The organism is Rickettsia gravesii BWI-1, assembly GCF_000485845.1.
In the GTDB taxonomy this organism is placed as follows: domain Bacteria; phylum Pseudomonadota; class Alphaproteobacteria; order Rickettsiales; family Rickettsiaceae; genus Rickettsia; species Rickettsia rickettsii.
In genome coordinates, this window is record NZ_AWXL01000029.1 from 1 (window position 1) to 19874 (window position 19874).

Sequence of the window (19874 nt, forward strand, 5' to 3'; positions counted from 1 at the left end):
GCTTCGTACGAAGCATTATTTATTTATATTGTGATTTATCAGAATATTTTGATACAATTACTGCAATATATTAATATAGCTAAAATATTATTTGTAGATAACAAAGATCACCCTATCATTAATGAATTCTTAAAACTTTCTAATAAGTCTAAATTACGTAAAAAGAATACTATCTAACAAGAGCTATATATGAATACATTAACAAACACAGATAAACCTAAGCTAAAGCTTAATTTTGGTGCAAAACCATTAACTCTTAATACTAACGCTACATCTTTAGTGCCAGGTCTTGCATCTAAGAAAGTCGTGGTCTTTGAGAAACCTCGAGAAGACGACATAGCTCCTGCAAAAGTAGGCAAAGCTGGTAGCAATGCGTGCAAATCTGATGCAAGTAGTATGTCTGATAATCCTCTCCAAAAAGAAGCAGCTACAGATGCTCCTAAAGCTAAAAGCAAGGATGAAAAGAAGAACAAAAAACAAGAAGCCGCAGCAAGTAATAAGGTGGTAGCAAGTCCCGAAGAAATCATGAAAGCGAAGATTAAAAGACACAAAAAGGAATACTTTAGCATCTTAACTAAATTGCAGACTGATTATCCTACTGATTATCCTGAATGTTTCTCTAAAGACATCAAGCTTCTAGCTATCGGTATCCATCTTGAACTAAAGAATATATTAAATGGCAAGTTTCCTAATAATCAATTAAGTAGATTTTTTCATAGATATTGTGGTAGTTTTAAATATAAAGAGAAGCTGGTAGAAGGAGCTCAGAGATTTAATCTTGATGGATCACCTGCAACGTTAGTGACTAAAAAAGAAATACCGCCTATAATTAAGAAGCCGAAGTTTGTTAAGAAGCCTAATAATGTTGCTAATGCTGCAAAAACTGTTAGCAACGAAATACAACCGACATAATGAATGAAAAAAATATTAGTAATAACGAGCAAATAGACCTTCGTGCAAATAGCGATGCTTCTGAGCGTCCAAGACATGATGAATTATTTAAAAAGGTCATGAGTGAGCCTGTAGCTGCTCGTGAGTTTCTAGAACATTATTTACCAGTATCATTTCAAAACAAGATTAATCTAAATAGTATTAAAATAGAAAAAGAAAGCTTTATGACTGAGGACTTAAGAAAAAGACTCAGTGATGTTGTTTATTCTGTTTCTTTAAAAAATGATAATATTAAAGATAGTACTACTGAAAGTGTCAATAATGACAAAGCTTACGTATACGTTCTGATAGAACATCAGTCTAATAGTGATTACTGGATTGCCTTTAGACTGTGGCAGTATATGCTTTTATTATGTGAAAGACATAAAGATGCAAATAAAAAGAATAAGCAAGAAAGAGATAAACTACCTCTAATATGTCCTATCGTAGTATATGCAAATGATAAGCCTTATAATGCTCCAAGGAGTTTTTGGGAGTTATTTGAAGATAGTAAGACTGCCAAAGAGCTCATGTCGCATGAATACTTACTTGTTGATTTGCAAAAACAAAGTGATGGTGAAATAGAGCAAAAGAAGCATCTTGGTATGATGGAGTATATGCTTAAACATATCAAGGCTCGGAATATCTTAAATCTTTGGCAAAGTTTACTTGAGAAGTTTGAAAGTAGTATTGAAGTAGATAAGAAAAATGGCTTTATTTACATTAAGTGGTTATTGTGGTATAGTGATGCTAAGGTATCTGAAGATAAACAAGTAGAGCTTGCTAAGATTATAGCAAAACATCTAAATAAAACAGATCAAGAGGAACTTATGAGAACTATTGCTGATAAATATATTGATGAGGGTATTGCTCAAGGCATGCAGATTGGTAGAACCGAAGGTATACAGATTGGGGAAGCTAAGAGAACTATGGAAGTAGCTAGAAATATGCTTACTGCTAACTCCGATATTTCTTTTATCTCTAAAGTCACTGGGCTCTCCATCTCTGAAATCAACAACCTTATTAAAAACAAATCCTAGCTATTCTTTTTGGAAAGTAGGGATTACTACTTTCCAATGCATCTTAATCAATTCTTCTCTCTAGTTTCTTGTATTTGCACAATACTTAATTTTTATCTCTCTAAACTTGACGGTGCACTTTTGTGCTATTGAATTTCTACCTTTTAATACTTATATTTTAAGTGTGAAGCCTTACTTAAGTAGGTTCACAAATCTTATATATTATATAAATCCTAAGAGGTATGTATGTTATATAACAATATCAAATCATATTTTTTATCTTGTATTATTATACTCTTATTTACTAACCCAGTTATTGCAGCTGATAATGTTAGTAAAACTGATAACAAGACTCAGAATATTTATCTACGACATCCCCCAGATTTACGTCCTTTTTCTGTTTTCGATTACTACTTGGATAGTATGTTTAATCATAGACTATCTACATATAGCTCTAGTTCTATAAGAACTAAATTTATTACTAAAGATAAACAATATAGCCTAATATTAGAGGTACCAGGGTATGATAAAAGTCAAATCAAAGTTAAAGTAAGTAGTAATAAATTATTTGTTACTGGAAATATAGAAAAAGATAATAAATCTGATACTTCAGATGATGCAAAGCGAAATTTCAATTATGTCATTTCTTTATATGAGGATGTAGATCAAAATAATATTTCTTCAAACTTAAAGAATGGTATCCTAACTATTACTCTACCTCGTATTGAGGTTAAAGAGAAAGATGCAAAAGAAATTCCTATCCAATAGGTAATAATATTTATTTAAATTTTGCTTAACTATTATTAATAAACATTATTTATTGAACTTATGGAGGTACTTATGTCTTTTAATTTACCACGTATTAGAAATAAATCAGAATTACAAACTAATGCTAATAAACGAAGTTATGTTGATGATATTTTTAATAACTTCTTTAATGAAATAGCTTCATTTTCTTACCCCGTCTCTTACAATGATAGAATGTTAACGCCTAGAATAGATATTACTGAAAATGAATCTGAATATAATCTAGAGGTGGAGTTACCTGGTGTAACACAAGATAATATTGATCTCAAAATAGATAGTAGTATCCTAACTATTGAAGGGAAAAAGGCACAATCTGCTGAGAAAAAAGATCATAATTATCATATGCAAGAACGCTATTATGGTTCTTTCTCCCGCTCTATTAGTCTACCATCTAATGTGGATGAAGAACATGTAGAAGCAAACTTTAAGGATGGTATATTGTCTATAAAAATACCTAAAAAAGAACAAAGTAAAGCTAAGAAAATTAAAATATCCTAACTATTCTTGATGGAAAGTAGTTAAAGCCTACTTTCCATCTGTATCTTTACTTAATTTGTAAACGTTCATATTTGATCTGACATATTAAGATTGAAATTAGAATAGTTTATGTATATGTAGAAACCTAAGAAGTTAGTAATCATAATGATCAAAAAATAATCAAACCAAAATTAGGATTATTAGAACTTGCGAAACAACTTGGTAGTGTAAGCACAGCATGTAAAGTAATGGGCTATTCAAGAGATAGCTTTTACCGATTTAAAGAACTGTATGAGATGGGCGGAGAAGCAGCTCTTGTGGATATGAGTCGTAAGAAACCTATAGTGAAGAATCGCGTATCAGAACATATAGAACAAGCAGTAATAAATCTTGCTATAGAAAATCCGGCTCTTGGTCAGCTTCGTGCAAGCCAAAAACTAATGAAGCAAGGTATTATAGTTTCGTCTAGTGGTGTACGTTCTATCTGGCTACGCAATGATCTTGAGACTCTAAAGAAACGACTCAAAGCTTTAGAAGCTAAATCTGTACAGGACGGTATCTTACTGACAGAAGAACAACTAGCTGCTTTAGAAAAAGCAAAACAAATTAAAGATGCACATGGAGAAATCGATACTCAGCATCCAGGTTATTTGGTGCACAAGACACCTATTATGTCGGTAATATGAAAGGAGTAGGTAGAATATACCAACAAACCTTTATTGACACTTATTCCAGAGTGGCTATTTGCAAACTCTATACTGTGATATTTTAAATGATAAGGTAATACCTTTCTTTAATAATCATGATGTATCACTACTGAGAATCCTTACAGATAGAGGAACGAAATATTGTGGCAAGGTAGAACATCATGCTTTTGAGTTATATTTGGCTATAGAAAATATTGATCATACTAAAACTAAAGCTCGTTCTCCTCAAACTAATGGAATATGCGAAAGATTACATAGAACTTTAAAAGATGAGTTTTATGATATAGCTTTCCGTAAAAAGATTTATAGCTCATTATAGGATTTACAGATTGACTTAGATCAATATTTAAATAAATATAACACCACTAGACCTCATTCTGGAAAGTTCTGTTATGGAAAAACTTCTATGCAAACTTTCAAGGATAGCATTAAAATTGCTCAAGATAAGTCTATTAACTCTTACTTGTCTGACAGCTCTTTTGCTGCTTAAGGCTCTGTCCAAATAAGTGTGTAAATTTCTCAAAGGTTATATTTGGTAATTGATTATATGACTAGAAAATGGTCTATGCCTGTCCCAAATTGGAACGCGGCTATGGCACATTTTTTAATTAAATTTGAAGAAAGAATATAGGGCTTTGAAAAAATTTACACAGTTAATTGGAAAGACTCCTGCTTAATCAATCCTTATCTGTTAGATTAAGTGTAGTGTTTTACACTTAATTCTTCGTTCTAGTTTCTTGTATTTGCTTTTTTTGCTCTATGATGTTTTTAATTCTTCTCTTCGGCTTTTGTAACAAATTCTGTTATCTTGATTTAATGTTTCTTCTGTTACTGGCATTACTACCTTAGCGTTTAAATTAGCTGCTTGAGCGTTGTAGTTTCGGGATCTATGGTCTTGCAAGTTTTGATGTTGTGATTTCATTGCTAATAAGATTTATTTGATGATTTAATTTAATTGGTCAAAAGCTATTCTAAATTCAAAGTGAACTATATTCTGGTACGTCACTATTTAGACCAACTATAGCTATTAGGCTTTGCGCTAATCCTTCCATTGCACGCAGAGGCAACTTAAATACATATCTCAATGACAATAATGAAACAATCGCAGAGTCTGTATATTTTATTTGACCGTCTCTAGAACGTTGTGAAGTTTTATCATATTTGACATACCACAAATCTGCAAAATTCTTATCTATAAATAATGTTAGCCTGCCTCTATTCACTAAATTCTCGTTGTACTGCGACCAGTTTCGAGTGCACTTAACCTTCTGTGATAACACACGAATATTCAATACTTTAAAATACTGTCTAAATACCATATTTTAAATCATTTGACTCCTAATATTTCCTACACATCCTGATTCATTCAACAACACAGAAAAAGTGCGTTATACACATTTAAATGCTCACATTTTAACATACTCCACGCTCTTAATACCTACACTACTTGCCAATCTTCGTATCACATACGAGTAGTTATTACGCATAAAGTCCGCCATGAACCTTGTAGGCATTGTTAGCGTCAAGGTTTTTGTTTCCTGGCACCCAACGGCTACTGCTTTAGAGAACCACACATTGTCTATATTCTCACCTAACTCTTCTATTAACCCTTTCCTGATTTTGTGCCATACATTGTCTTTTTCAACGGTATCTAATTCCTCTTCCTTACCAACAACCGTGTTATTAGAGATAACAGAGGATTTTGTGATTTCAGAGTATTGTATTTCTTCTTTTGCCTCTGTGCCATTTCTTTTTCCTTTATCCTGTGCATCATATCCTACATCCTCTGTCTCCTGAACATAATACCCATTAATACCATGTACTGCTTCTAGCTGCTCACCTAATATTTCTATTTGTCTCTCGCTTAAACCAATACTACTAGGAACTAATGCAGTTATAAAGCTATGATCATGGTTTTTCTTAAATTCTACCTGAGTTAGTATCTTGTATGCCACTTCGCTGTTAAATCGCCCTGCTATCTTCTTTTTGGCACACATCTCTTTACTGGTATCCAAGGAGCTCTCTATTTGATTTAAGTATTTCTCATATTCAAGTATGTTCTTCTCTTCTGTACCTATGTTACAGCCAAACCTAAATGTTGTATGATTCACAAGAGGTCCTTGGTGCTTCTCGTTGGCTAAGATCTTCTCCATGTAGCTTAAGAAGGTGAATTTGTTCTTAAATCTCTTCTCTGGATATTTGATGTAGAGTTTTAACAGTAACTGGTTTACGAAGTTAGTGCTAAATTCTCTATTTGCTCTAGAGTTCAGTATACTTATGTCTTTTTCAGATATTGGGTAGAAATGCCTTAGTTCTTTTTGTTCAGATACATTCTTGCTTTTACTAGAATTATCAAAAAAAGAAGAATTATTATAAAATTCAGATGAAGACAAGCAAAGCTTGTCTTCAAAAAACTCTTCTTTGTAGTGTGTCTCAGAATTTAAAGTAGAACTTGAACAAGATATAGATGATTCTTTAGAATTTGCATCTATATAATCTATATCTTTATTCTGTATTATTATATCTTTATTATTAAGGGCTGTTTTTTTGATTATGCTAGGCTGCTTTTTTGACCATACCGTTTTAAGAACCTCATAGGTATCAGCAAAAGTCGAAGAATTACTACCTTGTAACTTGTCATGATTAATACTATCATTTTTACCATCGCTACTACTTACATCATCTATATAATTTCGATAGTTCATATGGTCCTCATCATTCATATCACCACTTTCTAATTCCTCCTCATGAAACCTTTTAAGTTTATCAAGGTTAGTACTGGAAATAGGAAATACTAAAGGATTAATAGATATGACAAAAATAGATTTGTCATATCTATTACAATCAATGTCGTTTGTTCTTGTGTATTTATGTTCTACTTTTAGAAAGAAGTTATCACCTTGTTGTTTGACATATCTAAATATCCTATCAAGAGTACTACGACTTATGTTATTCTTTTTCATCAATTCACGAGATGTAGCAGAAAAAGAAAGTTTTTGAGTTAAATCAATAAAATTACCCTGGCTATCATAGAAACTACTATTAACACTTTTTTGTCTAAAGTTCCTATAAGCGGACATAATACAGTTTAAGAAGAATAATTTGTATTTAGGAGGCACATTATCTTTAAATAGATGTTTCATAAATTCTAGCTCAATTGGAATAAATAGTTTAGTTCTAAGTATATGATCAAGGTTAGATTCATAATCTAATTTAGAACTATCACTAATTTTTAAGTTAGCTGGTGAATCTTTAATTCTTGCATATAATTTATCAGGAAGAATAGGTATTAACTTATTAGCCTTGTCCATACCGTTGTTTCTTTTTCTTCTACAGACTTTAAGTAGTCCTAAAGACTCAAGTTTAGCTGTCATCTTTAAAATAAAAGCTCTCATATTAGCATTACCTAAGAGATTTGCAGTATCACAAGAAATATCAACACCAAGAATTTTAGCAAGTTTCAAAGATGGATAGGTAATAGAAGAATTACCTTTTCTTAGTTCTAGTTGGTACAATGAAACAATTTGTAAGAAAAATAATATGTCTCGTGGTGACAACGAGTCGTCTTGATTAGAGGATTTATTTAGATTTTTATCTGAATCACATAAGAAATGTAAAATATTTGTATAAGTGTTGCGTTTATGCAACGAGAAATTAAATAATTCTTGCACTAAAGCAGGATATAGCAAGGTATAATAATTATTATGAGTAGTTAAGGAATTAACACTATCATAACTAGTGGCACTTTTGCCTTGGTGATAGGTTAAATTGCCTATGTACTGTAGGGATGTTTGATTACTATTGTGTTTTTGTTCAATGTGTGGTAAAGTCATTTTACTATGTTAGTTATGGATTAAATGTTCATAGTCATATAAAGCTAGTAAATACTGGAGTTCAGCAAAAACTTGTGTTTACTAGCTTTTTGTTTATATAATACAGAGAGACTAAATTTAAATTTGGTGATAGTCAAGAATAATTGCACTTTAGCAAGTAAAACATTAAGATGAGCACATCTGATTATATACAAAAATTTCTTGAGAAGAAACTCAAGGAAGAAGATTTAAGAATAGTTGATTTAGCTAGCTCTGTAGATATTGCATATAGCACATTATATAGTATCGTAAAAGGAACAAGGGGCAATCAAGAAATATCGACTCTTATAAAAATAGCTGATTTCTTTCAAGTGACAATAGATGAAATAATTGACAGAAAACAAGTTTCTAATAAAAAATGCAAAATAAAAAGAGTTACATATGAAGAAATAAGAATGAATATTAAGCAATTTTTAAATGAGAAAATGCAGGAAAACAACATAGATGCATACACTTTATCTAAAAAATTAAAAATAGGCGAGACAGTTTTATTTGATTTCATAAAAGAGGATAGCCGCAAGAAATTATTAAGTAGTAATACCCTGATTAAATTAGCTGATTTCTTTCATGTTTCTATTGATAAAATAATAGGAAGAATTATAGATTCACCTCCTCAAGTAAAGCTTTGATTAGAAAACGTCTAGCTACGTATCTCTGAGATCTATCTAATTTACTGGCAACAGTTTTAAGTACCGCAAGTTCATACTCATTTAGTGGAATGGTGAATGATTTTGTAGCTTTGGCATGTTTGTCTAATTCAAAGTTAGAAACGGAATGACTATCCGCACCTGATGCAAAAGACTGAACTTTGATATTAGTATCAGTATTAAAATAATTAATAGGTTTAGTTACTTTAAACTTACTCATAAAATACATTTTTCTCCTAATAATTCATCTACCAACTGTTTTATTTCAACACGAGCTTTATTATTTTCTAATTCAACTACTCCATTACCACTTAGTAAAGCGTCCCTATATATTTTCCTTTCTCTTATAAAAATTCTTGAGAGCGAAAAATATTCAGAGAAATCCTCTAATAAATTAATAGCATCACTAACTTCATTGATCATAGGATTTGTAGGGGCACAAGAGACAATAACAGAACATTCTAGACTTTTATTAAAACTTTTGGCAATAGCAATAATATCGCAAACATGAGGTAATGTTTCTAAGTCCGCCTGGCTAGCCCTAATAGGACAATAAAACTTATCTGCTACAGTTAATCCAGTTCTCAGGCTCTGGCTATCTCGCCCAGAGGCATCAATTAATACTATGTCATACTTCTGTGAAAAATTTTGTACTGTATCTATAATATTTCCATCACGGGAGACAGCATTTATTTTTATACCACCTTTGTCAACAATATTATTACGTCTATCTACCCAATTGACTGAAGTTTTTTGAGGATCGGTATCAATAATTATTACCTCTGCATTACGCATACTTAATTCTGTGGCAACATTAGTAGTCATGGTACTTTTTCCTACGCCACCTTTTTCCCCACCAAATAATATAATCTTAGCTCTACTCACGGTCATAATAATTATAATATTATTAATATAGCACCAGTTCTACACTAAATCAAATATAATTGTACAACGACTCTAGACCAGTTCTAGAACCACCACAATTCCGAACCAGTTTGGTTCTAGTTTTAAAAAAATTACTTGCACAAGTAAAAATATATTGACTGCAAGTATAATTTATTGTTATTATAAAAAGGTAAATATAAGTTTTTGCTGAACTCCAGTATTTACTAGCTTTATATGACTATGAACATTTAATCCATTACACATATGATACAAAACAAACTAACACGTTCTAGAAGAGCATGTGAAAAATACAATGTTTCTAACACCACTCCTCAATCCCTAACACCCGATTACTTTTTGTCCAGCAGTAGGAGCGAGAGCTACTATAGTAGGAAGTATAGAGGGAGTACAAATCAAAACAATCATAAGTCCCAATCTAAGTACAGCAAGATGGCACGAGTAGCTACAGTATCATTGATATTTTTATCAATGATTACGGGAGAAGTATTTGCGGGAGACAAGTTACCAAAGAGTAAAGCAAATACCTCTAGAAAGAAAGAGGTTACATTTGAAGCTATTGCCTTAAGCAACAATTTACTTGATGTAGTATCACAGTTACCGTTGCCTGATTTAATACCATCAAATCCACCAGTGACACCACCACCTATGCCAGACATAGTGCCACCTGTAATATTACCTGATGTGGTCCCAGTTCATCCAGCTCCTCCTATGGCACTAAGTCAGCCTGATTTGCTCAGTGATGCTGGTAGTAGTAAATCAGATAAGAAAACAGCATTACTACAATCTATTAGAGATTTTGGAGGAAAACTTTTTAAGTTACAGAAAGTGAAGCAAGAGCCAAAACCGGTGGTTGTTGTAAGTAGTAATGGGGATCTAATGAGTCAGTTACCTAATATGCTTGAGAAAAGACGTAAAGACATAGTTGGAGAGAAAAAGAACAATAAGTTCAAGAAGTCAGTCAAACAGGTAATAGTATTAACAGCTGAGGAGCAAAAAGCAAGGGATAATGAGATATCACAAAAGATAGCTGCGAATAAAGAAAAGGCTGCAACGCTTCGCAAACAAAAGGAGAAGGAATGGGCTATTAAGGCTAAACAGATAGAGGCAGAAGTAGAGATAGAGAAACAAAGAAAAGCAGCAGAACATGCGAAGGCTATGAGGGAGCAAAAAGCTAAAGAAAGTGGTGGTAATAGCAGTACAGTAGTTGCTGGCATTGATCCAGTACTTCACAACAATATAGTTGCTGATTTAAGGCAAGAAATTAGTAGTCTTAAGGAACAGTTAACACTAAAGGGTAATGATAATTCTGAAGGTATAAATGCTGTAGAATCAATTAATATTAGAGGTAAAAGATCATTAGAGGATAGTAAATAGTTGAGATTAAAGATCAGTCTACAAGCACAGAAGATTTAATAGTATTAGAAGATAGATTATATGATGATAAGCTTGAGAACTGGGAGTTTGAAGAAGATGAGGCAGTCAAGGAATTAGATGAAGTAATTAGCAGATATTCTGATAGTGATAGCGGGTATGATGAGTTGTTAGAAGATAGTAGTAATACTAGTAGTATTAGTAGTTCAGATACAAATGCTTTTGTCTCTGAAGCATCATTACAATCTCAGCCGATTACATCAGCAACTGTCCGAGATGCATTGGTTGATGTAGAGAAGGAATTACAGTCAAAAAGCTTAGCGGAAGATCAAGAAGTAGAAGCAGTAGAAAATATATTAGATCAAGAGATCATCACTGATACTGGGGGTAGCCCAGTACAGGCAAATAGTAGTACTATTGGGCATCAGGAAGTATTAGCTGAAAGAGCACGTTTTGTAGCAAGAGCAAGAGAAGATTTGCGTTTTGGCAGCAAGATGTTAAGTAAACAAATTAGACATAGATTGCTTACAAGAGAGATAGGGAGCATGATGGCAGTAGCTGCAGGTGATGAAGAGCAAGAACAAGCTCCAAGCTATAGCGTATAGAGTAGTGGCGTGTTTGGAGGTTCTAAGCAAAAAGACATTGCTACAGCTCTTGGTTATAGTAGTAGAATTTGTGGAGGTAGTATTGGAGGAGAAATTAACTTAAGTAGCGATCTAATATTTGGTGTTAGTTACAGTAGGCTGTCTAGCAATATCAAGTATCTATATATTTAGTATATGTAGTAGTAGTTCTACACTTGTAGAGAATATCAATCTTCATTCTTTAGCTTCAGTTGCTTTAAGCAACAACAGCAAAGATAAAAATATTTTCAAACCAAAATCAAAACTGTTCAGTCTTGAGTCACATCTTAATTACAAATTAGCATTAGAACGCCAGTTTAGGATAAGAGAGTTTGAGAATCAGCTAAAACTGCAACAAATTTTCTAGATTTATTTAATTTAAAGGCATTTAAACAAGCAAGTATATGAACTAAGAAATTAATAGGGGAACGATGTCTTGTATGTTCAAGATTCATTCCGTTTTTTAGTACATTAAATACTGATTCAATTGTTGATTTTCTTCTTAGAAGTATTTTATCCTCTATATCTAATAAATGATTTTTCATATCTTTGCGAATCCCAGTAAATAAGCGTAGTCCACGACTAAATAATTTAGCAGATACTTCCTTAGAAATATAAGCCTTATCCCCAAATAGTTTACCACATAATCTCTTGGTTATTGAGTCTACAGCAGACACATCACTAGCATTACCCTTCGTTATTTTAATCGCCATAATCTGCCCTTTATTATTAACTATAATGTGTAATTTAAACCCCATACACCATCCATAACTACTCATACCTATTTTAGCAATGCCACTAAACACTTTATTACTATTTGTACGTTTTGCATGACATATAGATAATCTGCTTGAATCAATAAAATATATGCCAATCTCCTCTCCTGTAAATAATTGTAACATTATAGTTAAAGGTAATACTAATCTTGACCATAAATGGATTATCCGACTGTAACTAGGAAGACTAAAATAACCTCTATATTTATATGATAGATGATATAAATAATAATTCTTAAAATCTTTGCATGGAGATATATAAAAATATAATACTATAGTTAATAGCTCTGAAAGGCTTAGATGTCCTAATCTTTTACGCTTCCGACTGCTGGGAATTAATTTACTTTCTCCCCATTCTTCGTAAATTTTACAATAATTATCTATGATACAAAATAGAGTTGTGATACATCTGTTCGTTGTTGAGTAAATACTTTTTTTGATTAAAAGTATATGTAACTCCACACTCTACTATTGTAAATACTATTCCTTATTATCTTTATTACTACACTCTTATCCCAAGCTAGTGTTGAATACAGATGATTAAAATTAACAATTTAAAAAATGATTTTTTTGAGTCAAAAATCATTAATAAATAGCTTGTATTACTTATAAGTATCAGCTTTTTTACTATGTCTTATCCTAAACTCGTACAATATAGAGGCCAAGACAAATATAATTTGATCAATTATATTTTTGGTAGGATGGGTAAACTGAATCCGAAATTAAAGCTTTAACTTAAAGACTTTGTACGCGAGCTAAGTCCCATCCTTCAGGATTAAGACTACGAACAGATGTCGTAAGGTATAGAACAAAACCTTGAGTACGAGTATGTAGCATACCCTGCCTTTAATTATAAATCACGAGGCTATACATGATAATAACTTATATTGGTGTTGACGTTGATAAAAAAACTTTAAATATTTATATACCTATTATTAATACAACTTTTACAGTTAATAATAATGAACCTGGTTTTAGTAAACTACGAGAGTATTTAATTAGACATTATGTATCTTTACAACAACTAGTTAATAAATCTACTGGTGGTTATGAACAACAATTAAGAAAGTTCTTAAAACAAAATAGTATTAGTTTCACTACCGTTCATCCTAATAAAGTTCGTAATTATGCTAAAGCTAAAGGATGGCTTGCCAAAACTGATAATATTGATAGCAAACTATTGCATGATTACGCTACTGTTTTTAAGTTACCAATTAAGTGCCAACATGATAATGAAAATCAAGAAAGATTAGGTGGTTTATTAAAAAGGAGAGAGCAATTAATATTATTTAAAACCCAAGAAGTTGGTAGATTAGATACTGAACATAACCAAGTAGTCATCCAATCTTTAAATGATCATCTCTCCAGTTTAACAAAACAGATAGAGAAAATAGATAATCATAAACCTCCTAAAGTCGCTTTAGTAGCTGTAATGCGTAAACTACTTGCTTTTATGCATTCCATTATTAAAAATGATTCTTTCTGGATACCTGATTTTGTTAATTCTTATTGACTCACATTACAGATGCTCGTACTTCGTACTTACACAAAGAATCTGACAGACCCCATTCCATATCAACTACTATAAGTTAAATAAATATATAACCTATTTTATACGAGTTATTTCTAATATATAATGTGTGTTACCATCATTGTGTATATCCTCGCCTTTAAGTATCTTACAATTTAGTTGATACTCTGAGCATAATTGCTCTATTCGTTGAATTTTGTTTAGTGATGAAGTAATAAATATTCTTCCTTGATTTGATAATAAATTAAAACCTTGCAACATAATATCTTTTATGAGTGCATTATTAACATCATAAAAAGCACGGCTGATTGATTGTCTTGCAGGTATTATACTGTTAAATTCATTTTTAGATAAATTATCCCAAGGCACCCCTGAGACAAGTATATCTATCTTACCGAGAAATTTTGGTAACAACGGTAATACACCTTCTCCATTAAATAAATACATATTTTTTGTAATACCATGAAGTATCAAATTATCTTTTGCACATTGTATTGCATGTTCACTTATATCACTACCAATAATTGTATGAGCACCGTTCTTTGCAGCTATTATACCTAAGGCAAAGCATCCAGATCCTATATCTGCAAACACCTTATTTTTTACTAAATTGTTGTCTATTAAAAATTTTGCAAACATGGCAGTTAATTTTCCAGGAGGATAAGCGTTAACATTATTGATAATAAAATTATTGTTAAGAACGTTTACCTGATATGGTACATGTTTATTAATCATGCTTGATATATATCGTTCTGCTTCTGGATTTAGCGATGCCATAGATTTTGTACTTAATAATATTATAATATAAAAATAATACTTTAAAAATTTTAGCATCATTTATGCTCCCTGATATGACATATCTCAGAGTCTGTATTGAAAGTAGATTGACAACAAAAATAATGCACTAATTCATAATTTAAATCCAGTCAATTTATTCAATAGACTTCTTTCGGGCTTGCCCCCAAGATTTACTCTGCATAGTTAAAAGTGCACAACTCCTAAACATATAGCTTAATGCGATAAGATAGTGATTTTTTAAGAACATAGTAAACAGCATCAAAAAGGGTTCAAAATGAGAGGTATTACTCATATTCTTAAATCGTATAATATACTTTTGCCATAAGTTTTTCATTTAGTATAATCCAACTCATACTCTAAGTCACTACCTTATCGCATTAAGCTATACTTCTTGTATAAATATTGTTACAGAGATAATATTTTTATTGTAAAAAAATATTATAATGGTACCCAAAAACTGGACAGTAAAATTATAAAATGAAATATAAATACAACATGGAAATGATATTTATAAAAAAGCAAAACAATATCATTTTACAGAAAAAGCAAAATTTGTGTTAGAAACAATAAAAACTGAAATGATAATAGATCCAATTAATAGCAAATATTGTGGAGTACGTCCATAATAGAAATTGAAAGGTGCAAAAATGATGGAAAATCAGCAAGAAGCAGGAGAGCTTACTGTGAGGCAACGGATGGAAGCTGTTGGCTTATTATCTATAGGCACATTCTTAGAGTATTTTGATCTAATGATTTATGTGCATATGGCAGTGGTCATTAATGAGCTTTTTTTCCCAAAAGCTAATCCTGAAACTATGACTCTTTATGCAGCAGCAGCATTTTGTTCTACTTTTGTTTTTAGACCCGTTGGAGCATTAATTTTTGGTTGGATTGGTGATCATATTGGGCGTAAAGTCACAGTAGTTATTACTACTTTTATGATGTCTATAGCCTGTATAATTATGGCTACTCTCCCTACATATGCTCAAATAGGTATTACTGCCACTGTGATAATGACTATATGTCGCATTGTACAAGGTATGTCTTCGATGGGAGAACTGATGGGAGCACAACTTTACCTCACTGAAATTACTAAACCACCTGCACAATATTCAGTTGTAACATTAATAGATGCTGTTGCTGCTGTGGGGAGTGCCGCCGCTTTATGTATGGCATATATTGTTACCTCATTTGCATTAAATTGGAGGATAGTGTTTTGGATAGGAGCATTAATTGCGTTCATAGGAACGATAGCTAGAACTGCTCTTAGAGAAACGCCGGAATTTGCAAATGCAAAAGCACGAGTAAAAAAAATACTGCAAGATAATGATACGCATCACAAAATATTACAAGATGACCCTATCTGGTCTGAAAAACCTGACAAAAAAAGAATTTTAGCTTTATTTTTAGTAGATTATAGTTGGCCATTAACTTTTTATTTTGCTTTCATTTATTGTGGCAATATTCTTAAAAATCAATTCGGTTATACGCCAGAGGAAGTTATTAGTCACAACTTTTTGGTATCAATCGTTGCCATGATTAATATGCTATTGATAACATATTTAAGCCGTAGAATATATCCACTAAAAATACTAAAAATAAAAATAATGATCATGCTTATTTTTATTCCATTTTGTCCATATATATTGGAGCATGGATTAACAACGCCATTTTGTGTGATGTTATTACAACTGTTTTTTGTGATATTTGGTCCATCTAAAGCACCAGCATTTCCTATTTTCTTCAAATATTTTCCAATATTTCAACGATTTACTTATAGTAACTTTTCATATGCGTTTTCACGTGCAATAGTATATATACTAACCTCTTTCGGTACTATTTATGTTATAAAATATTTTGGTAATTGGGGATTATTAATTATTTTGATACCAGTATATGGTGGATATAATTATGGATTATCGCATTTTGAGAAGTTGGAAAAGGAAGCTGGTAATTATCCTTAAATATAATTGTTTGATCCTGTAACATACGTTTTTTGATAGGTGAATAATGATAGCATAATGCTGCTATTTTGCTTGATACTCCGTATATACGATCTTCAAAATAGATACTCAGGGTTATAAATCTTTTAAGAGTTTCATCTACAATCTTTCTGATTTTTTCAGGAGATTTTACCCCTAGTGTCTGCATATTATGCAGTCTATCAAATAACTTTATCAGAAGTACATCATATTTCTTCTCTTTGTATAACATCTCTACCATTTCAGCAGAGGTAATTTTACCATATTCTTTAACCCTGGTTAAATCCATTATTTGACCCGCTATTTTATCTCCAAATAATGCAGCTATTTTTTCTTTAGTAAGCTCAGTGTCCTCTATGACATCATGTAATACACTTGTAACTATTATATCAGTGCTAAATAAATAGTCAGAAATCATATAAGCCACCTCAATCGGATGAGAATAGTAAGGTTCGCCTGATTGACGCATCTGTGTACCGTGATATTTCCTGGCATAATAGATTGCCTTTTTTACTTCTTCAACATCTACCGGTGGGGTTTTGACTATACTATTTAGAGAAGTTACTTTATCTAACAACTTTTTAGCATAAATACATTCTTTAAACTTGTCTTGCCAACAACTTAAATCTTCCATAATAATTCTCTATCCTGATTATTTTGTATACAACCTAATTTACTGATTATAACGGCACCGTCAAACTAAACAACCCTCCGCTATAAGCTAAGGGGTTATAAAGTGGAATCGATTAGAAATCGATCATCATTTACTGGTTCACCTTCTTGTGCATCAATATACTGCTGTATCATTTCGTCAGTACTATTACCTGAACTCACTGCCATATATCATCTAACCCAAAAATGATGTAGAAGTCAAGATTTGATCTTTTGCTTCACGATCTAGTAAAAATTTAAAAGTACTAGCATAGCGTAAAGTACTCTTGTCACTTGTTTTAACAAAGTTAATTAAAGATCTAGGACTATTCAAATAGTTATATGCTTGTTCTGCTATTTCATCTAAATCTAATTTGTAAAGAAAATCTCTAAATAACAAAGCAAGACACTCAAAAATTGAATATATTCTACCTATTTCATATATTGGAATAGCAAAAGCTATTTTGGTATTGATATGTATAAAAATAATAACTTTCTTGCGCAGCACTCTCATCACATCTACATACCAATCATCATATAATGTAGCACAATTATTGGGATTATTTAATTGGATAATCTTTAATTCTTTAGCCATTTTGTGAGTCAATCTAAATTGTGGCATATGCTATATCCTTAAAAATCTAAACGTATGTTTCTGTTTAATTTTTAACTTTTGCTCTTCTTCATATTTTTGCTTATATTCTGGATTAATCAACATATTTTTCTCATAATTAAACTCTTCCCGTGATTTCATATGCATTCGTTGCCTTTCTGTGCCATCTAGCCTAATCTCATCAAACTTATTCTTATCAGTGTCTGGCTTTATCGTTATGTCACGGCTTAAATTCTTCATTTCCCAAATATTCCGCTTGGCATTTTTCCAAAAAACAATCGCGCTGCCATCTTTAGAATATACAGGTACTTTAATATCCCTTGAGCCTATTCTCTTTAGTTTTATTTTATCACCTACTCTTACATCATTTTTCTTTATCTCTTCAATTATCTCCTTGCCCCATACAGTAACTTCTTTGTCGTTATGCGTCTTGTAGACAAGATAGTTATTCCTATCCTTTGTTTTATCTAGCTGATAGCTACTACTTCCAAATTCTACTACTTCGTATTCGTTTCTATTGATGTGAGATGTTAGCTCTTTCCATTCCTGACTTATCTCACGCGGTTTAATGGTTGCCTTAACATCGTATCCATAGGATATTAAATTCTCTGCAAATTTAATACGCATTTCTTTAAAATCTCTGCCCTTAATTTGTAATCGCTTCCCATCATTAGAATCCATATTCATCACAACATGTACGTGATCGTTCTTTGTATTCTTATGATATGCTAATACAAAATAGTTGTTTGGATACATTGATGTTAATGTTCTACGTATCGACTCTATTGCGTCCTCTTGTGCAATACCAGCAATCCTAGGAGGTGAAAATACTAAACTCTTTGTAAGTTCAACGCCATATTCCTCGGGTAAATCAGCGTTCATTTGCATACGCAATATAGTACCTTCTATATCCTCCTTGCTTCTCTGATCAATACCATCTGAATCGTATAGTGCTAGTTCATACTTACGGCTAATATATTTTATAGCCTCCCTAATACCTGCTCTTGATTTAGCTCCTTCTGTGAATTTTATTATTACTTCTCTGCTACCCTTCTTCCCACTACTTGTGTTACCTTTCCTTTTCTGATTTATCTTATATGTAAAAGTAGATTTTCTAGATTTAAATGATATTTTTTGGACGGTATTACCTACCTTCTTATACTGCCATTCTTCTTCTACATATACTCCCATACTATAACCTATTAAGTATCTTATTTCACTTTTTTTAATGAAAATCTTACTTTACTTTTTTCGTAAATTTGCATTATTACATTTCTTACTTTATCTATATTAATTGATAATATTCTGCATGCCTCAATGCCAGTTTGATCCATTACTCTATTCTCTCTAATAATGCGGTTAATATTATTTCCAACTGCATTAATTGATACCCTTATTCCTCTCAGTAACTCCAATTCTTTTGGACTGATTTTTCCTGTATCTTCCATTGTACCCATTACTCTATATCGTATTTCTTTGGACACGCTCCAGCTGTTCTCTTGTGCATACTGTTTTAATCTATCTGCCTCTGATTCTGTAAATCTTATTCTGTGTTCTATGATTTTTGTCTCTTTAATTTGGTTATAATTTTCTTCTTTAATTTCATATTTCTCATCTAATTTAGTAGATAATTTCTCTACTACCAAATCTATAATATACCTATTTACCGATTTATTCCCTCGTTGTGCAGTACTTCTAATCAACTCATATGTTTCAGAATTTACCTGCATTTCTATCCGTTGTCTTTTTTTGCTCTTCTCGGTCATATAATATTTTCTTATACCATTTTATTCAGTTTCTACTCTTATAATCCTTTATGAGAGCTAGCTGCAGGTGGTTTCTTTTTCTTCATTCCATGAGAAAAAGAATTGGACTATATATCCTAAAAGTGCCGGCACTTTTAGGATATTTGTCGTATCCTGCTACTTGCTTCTTCTTTGCTGCTCCTTAAGTATAGCTTGGCGTGATTTCGGATGCAATATGTTCTTTAGTTTAGTAGTAAAGAAAGAGGTGGACGGTATGCTATAGTCCTACAATGCCACGTACGTGGCATTACGTATTTTTTAAGAAAAACTATTTCCTTGCTGCCGCAGGTTCTCATAAATAATTGTAATATATAGTACTTTTAATATGTTTTTAATAATGCTTCGTACGAAGCATTATT

General features: G+C 31.8%; 21 protein-coding genes and 2 pseudogenes. 11 read left to right on the plus strand and 12 right to left on the minus strand.

The window, feature by feature from the left end:
* The first annotated feature begins 189 nt into the window (after window positions 1–189).
* The 5 genes and pseudogenes from RGRA_RS09575 to RGRA_RS11290 all read left to right on the plus strand — a co-directional run bounded on the left by RGRA_RS09575 (window position 190) and on the right by RGRA_RS11290 (window position 4430).
* Entirely contained in the window at window positions 190–912 is a 723-nt protein-coding gene (locus tag RGRA_RS09575) for a ProQ/FINO family protein (protein WP_017443568.1), read from the plus strand.
* Window positions 912–1970: an Rpn family recombination-promoting nuclease/putative transposase gene (locus RGRA_RS0108000; protein ID WP_017443567.1), complete on the plus strand. Its 1059-nt coding sequence runs from the start codon at window positions 912–914 to the stop codon at window positions 1968–1970. Before RGRA_RS09575 ends, RGRA_RS0108000 begins: the two co-directional genes overlap by 1 nt.
* Before the next feature lie 225 nt (window positions 1971–2195).
* Entirely contained in the window at window positions 2196–2717 is a 522-nt protein-coding gene (locus tag RGRA_RS0108005; RefSeq protein WP_017443566.1) for an Hsp20/alpha crystallin family protein, read from the plus strand.
* Window positions 2718–2789: 72 nt separating this feature from the next.
* A complete protein-coding gene (locus RGRA_RS0108010) occupies window positions 2790–3254 on the plus strand; it encodes an Hsp20/alpha crystallin family protein (RefSeq protein ID WP_024547410.1) in 465 nt (154 codons plus the stop codon).
* A gap of 155 nt (window positions 3255–3409) precedes the next feature.
* A pseudogene (locus RGRA_RS11290) lies at window positions 3410–4430 on the plus strand (IS481 family transposase).
* 267 nt (window positions 4431–4697) lie between these two features.
* Here RGRA_RS11290 and RGRA_RS12030 read toward each other — a convergent pair.
* The 3 genes from RGRA_RS12030 to RGRA_RS0108025 form a co-directional block, all read right to left on the minus strand.
* Complete coding sequence (locus RGRA_RS12030; protein ID WP_157668047.1) at window positions 4698–4862, minus strand: hypothetical protein; 165 nt, start codon at window positions 4860–4862, stop codon at window positions 4698–4700.
* 55 nt (window positions 4863–4917) lie between these two features.
* Complete coding sequence (locus RGRA_RS14770; RefSeq protein ID WP_024547411.1) at window positions 4918–5259, minus strand: transposase; 342 nt, start codon at window positions 5257–5259, stop codon at window positions 4918–4920.
* A gap of 87 nt (window positions 5260–5346) precedes the next feature.
* Window positions 5347–7773, minus strand: a complete 2427-nt coding sequence (locus RGRA_RS0108025; RefSeq protein ID WP_017443562.1) for a DnaA N-terminal domain-containing protein — start codon at window positions 7771–7773, stop codon at window positions 5347–5349.
* A 170-nt stretch (window positions 7774–7943) separates the two neighbouring features.
* Between RGRA_RS0108025 and RGRA_RS0108030 the strand changes: the two genes are divergently transcribed.
* On the plus strand, window positions 7944–8441 hold the full coding sequence (locus RGRA_RS0108030) for a helix-turn-helix transcriptional regulator (RefSeq protein ID WP_017443561.1): 498 nt from the start codon (window positions 7944–7946) through the stop codon (window positions 8439–8441).
* Here RGRA_RS0108030 and RGRA_RS0108035 read toward each other — a convergent pair.
* Window positions 8410–8679, minus strand: a complete 270-nt coding sequence (locus RGRA_RS0108035) for a hypothetical protein (protein ID WP_157668048.1) — start codon at window positions 8677–8679, stop codon at window positions 8410–8412. The genes RGRA_RS0108030 and RGRA_RS0108035 overlap by 32 nt on opposite strands.
* Entirely contained in the window at window positions 8676–9350 is a 675-nt protein-coding gene (locus RGRA_RS0108040) for an AAA family ATPase (protein ID WP_017443559.1), read from the minus strand. The genes RGRA_RS0108035 and RGRA_RS0108040 overlap by 4 nt, the downstream gene beginning before the upstream one ends.
* Window positions 9351–9794: 444 nt before the next feature.
* On the opposite strand from RGRA_RS0108040, the gene RGRA_RS0108045 reads away from it, so the two are divergent.
* The 3 genes from RGRA_RS0108045 to RGRA_RS12035 all read left to right on the plus strand — a co-directional run bounded on the left by RGRA_RS0108045 (window position 9795) and on the right by RGRA_RS12035 (window position 11512).
* Window positions 9795–10739 carry a hypothetical protein gene (locus RGRA_RS0108045; protein ID WP_017443558.1) on the plus strand — a complete coding sequence of 315 codons (945 nt, stop codon included), beginning with the start codon at window positions 9795–9797 and terminating at the stop codon, window positions 10737–10739.
* A 164-nt stretch (window positions 10740–10903) separates the two neighbouring features.
* Window positions 10904–11341: a hypothetical protein gene (locus RGRA_RS0108050; protein ID WP_017443557.1), complete on the plus strand. Its 438-nt coding sequence runs from the start codon at window positions 10904–10906 to the stop codon at window positions 11339–11341.
* 9 nt (window positions 11342–11350) lie between these two features.
* Window positions 11351–11512, plus strand: a complete 162-nt coding sequence (locus tag RGRA_RS12035) for a hypothetical protein (protein WP_017443556.1) — start codon at window positions 11351–11353, stop codon at window positions 11510–11512.
* A 164-nt stretch (window positions 11513–11676) separates the two neighbouring features.
* On the opposite strand, the gene RGRA_RS09585 is transcribed toward RGRA_RS12035, so the two are convergent.
* Window positions 11677–12564, minus strand: coding sequence for an IS982 family transposase (locus RGRA_RS09585; RefSeq protein WP_051354068.1), 888 nt, complete (start codon window positions 12562–12564; stop codon window positions 11677–11679).
* 442 nt (window positions 12565–13006) lie between these two features.
* Between RGRA_RS09585 and RGRA_RS0108060 the strand changes: the two genes are divergently transcribed.
* A complete protein-coding gene (locus RGRA_RS0108060; protein ID WP_017443554.1) occupies window positions 13007–13648 on the plus strand; it encodes an IS110 family transposase in 642 nt (213 codons plus the stop codon).
* A gap of 93 nt (window positions 13649–13741) precedes the next feature.
* Here the strand turns inward: RGRA_RS0108060 and RGRA_RS0108065 are convergent, their stop codons facing one another.
* Window positions 13742–14443: a 50S ribosomal protein L11 methyltransferase gene (locus RGRA_RS0108065; protein ID WP_236609865.1), complete on the minus strand. Its 702-nt coding sequence runs from the start codon at window positions 14441–14443 to the stop codon at window positions 13742–13744.
* 668 nt (window positions 14444–15111) lie between these two features.
* Here RGRA_RS0108065 and RGRA_RS0108070 point away from each other — a divergent pair.
* Window positions 15112–16428, plus strand: a complete 1317-nt coding sequence (locus RGRA_RS0108070) for an MFS transporter (protein WP_024547413.1) — start codon at window positions 15112–15114, stop codon at window positions 16426–16428.
* Here the strand turns inward: RGRA_RS0108070 and RGRA_RS0108075 are convergent.
* The 5 genes and pseudogenes from RGRA_RS0108075 to RGRA_RS0108090 form a co-directional block, all read right to left on the minus strand.
* A complete protein-coding gene (locus RGRA_RS0108075) occupies window positions 16343–17080 on the minus strand; it encodes an HD domain-containing protein (RefSeq protein ID WP_017443551.1) in 738 nt (245 codons plus the stop codon). The genes RGRA_RS0108070 and RGRA_RS0108075 overlap by 86 nt on opposite strands.
* Before the next feature lie 95 nt (window positions 17081–17175).
* Window positions 17176–17310 (minus strand): annotated as a pseudogene (locus tag RGRA_RS14810) (IS200/IS605 family transposase); the annotation flags it as partial.
* Window positions 17294–17719: a DUF6933 domain-containing protein gene (locus RGRA_RS0108080; protein WP_157668049.1), complete on the minus strand. Its 426-nt coding sequence runs from the start codon at window positions 17717–17719 to the stop codon at window positions 17294–17296. The pseudogene RGRA_RS14810 and the gene RGRA_RS0108080, both read right to left, overlap by 17 nt.
* A 3-nt stretch (window positions 17720–17722) precedes the next feature.
* Window positions 17723–18901, minus strand: coding sequence for a MobP1 family relaxase (gene mobP1, locus RGRA_RS0108085; protein WP_017443570.1), 1179 nt, complete (start codon window positions 18899–18901; stop codon window positions 17723–17725).
* A gap of 20 nt (window positions 18902–18921) precedes the next feature.
* On the minus strand, window positions 18922–19476 hold the full coding sequence (locus tag RGRA_RS0108090) for a hypothetical protein (RefSeq protein ID WP_017443569.1): 555 nt from the start codon (window positions 19474–19476) through the stop codon (window positions 18922–18924).
* Window positions 19477–19874 lie beyond the last annotated feature (398 nt).

Coding starts and splice junctions, on each gene's coding strand:
- RGRA_RS0108060 (WP_017443554.1), top strand. CDS start 13,007: ATGATAATAACTTATATTGGTGTTGACGTTGATAAAAAAACTTTAAAT.
- RGRA_RS0108005 (WP_017443566.1), top strand. CDS start 2,196: ATGTTATATAACAATATCAAATCATATTTTTTATCTTGTATTATTATA.
- RGRA_RS0108010 (WP_024547410.1), top strand. CDS start 2,790: ATGTCTTTTAATTTACCACGTATTAGAAATAAATCAGAATTACAAACT.
- RGRA_RS0108065 (WP_236609865.1), bottom strand. CDS start 14,443: ATGGCATCGCTAAATCCAGAAGCAGAACGATATATATCAAGCATGATT.
- RGRA_RS09575 (WP_017443568.1), top strand. CDS start 190: ATGAATACATTAACAAACACAGATAAACCTAAGCTAAAGCTTAATTTT.
- RGRA_RS0108030 (WP_017443561.1), top strand. CDS start 7,944: ATGAGCACATCTGATTATATACAAAAATTTCTTGAGAAGAAACTCAAG.
- RGRA_RS0108040 (WP_017443559.1), bottom strand. CDS start 9,350: ATGACCGTGAGTAGAGCTAAGATTATATTATTTGGTGGGGAAAAAGGT.
- RGRA_RS0108080 (WP_157668049.1), bottom strand. CDS start 17,719: ATGCCACAATTTAGATTGACTCACAAAATGGCTAAAGAATTAAAGATT.
- mobP1 (WP_017443570.1), bottom strand. CDS start 18,901: ATGGGAGTATATGTAGAAGAAGAATGGCAGTATAAGAAGGTAGGTAAT.
- RGRA_RS0108035 (WP_157668048.1), bottom strand. CDS start 8,679: ATGAGTAAGTTTAAAGTAACTAAACCTATTAATTATTTTAATACTGAT.
- RGRA_RS0108090 (WP_017443569.1), bottom strand. CDS start 19,476: ATGACCGAGAAGAGCAAAAAAAGACAACGGATAGAAATGCAGGTAAAT.
- RGRA_RS12030 (WP_157668047.1), bottom strand. CDS start 4,862: ATGAAATCACAACATCAAAACTTGCAAGACCATAGATCCCGAAACTAC.
- RGRA_RS0108025 (WP_017443562.1), bottom strand. CDS start 7,773: ATGACTTTACCACACATTGAACAAAAACACAATAGTAATCAAACATCC.
- RGRA_RS0108045 (WP_017443558.1), top strand. CDS start 9,795: ATGGCACGAGTAGCTACAGTATCATTGATATTTTTATCAATGATTACG.
- RGRA_RS0108075 (WP_017443551.1), bottom strand. CDS start 17,080: ATGGAAGATTTAAGTTGTTGGCAAGACAAGTTTAAAGAATGTATTTAT.
- RGRA_RS0108070 (WP_024547413.1), top strand. CDS start 15,112: ATGATGGAAAATCAGCAAGAAGCAGGAGAGCTTACTGTGAGGCAACGG.
- RGRA_RS0108000 (WP_017443567.1), top strand. CDS start 912: ATGAATGAAAAAAATATTAGTAATAACGAGCAAATAGACCTTCGTGCA.
- RGRA_RS14770 (WP_024547411.1), bottom strand. CDS start 5,259: ATGGTATTTAGACAGTATTTTAAAGTATTGAATATTCGTGTGTTATCA.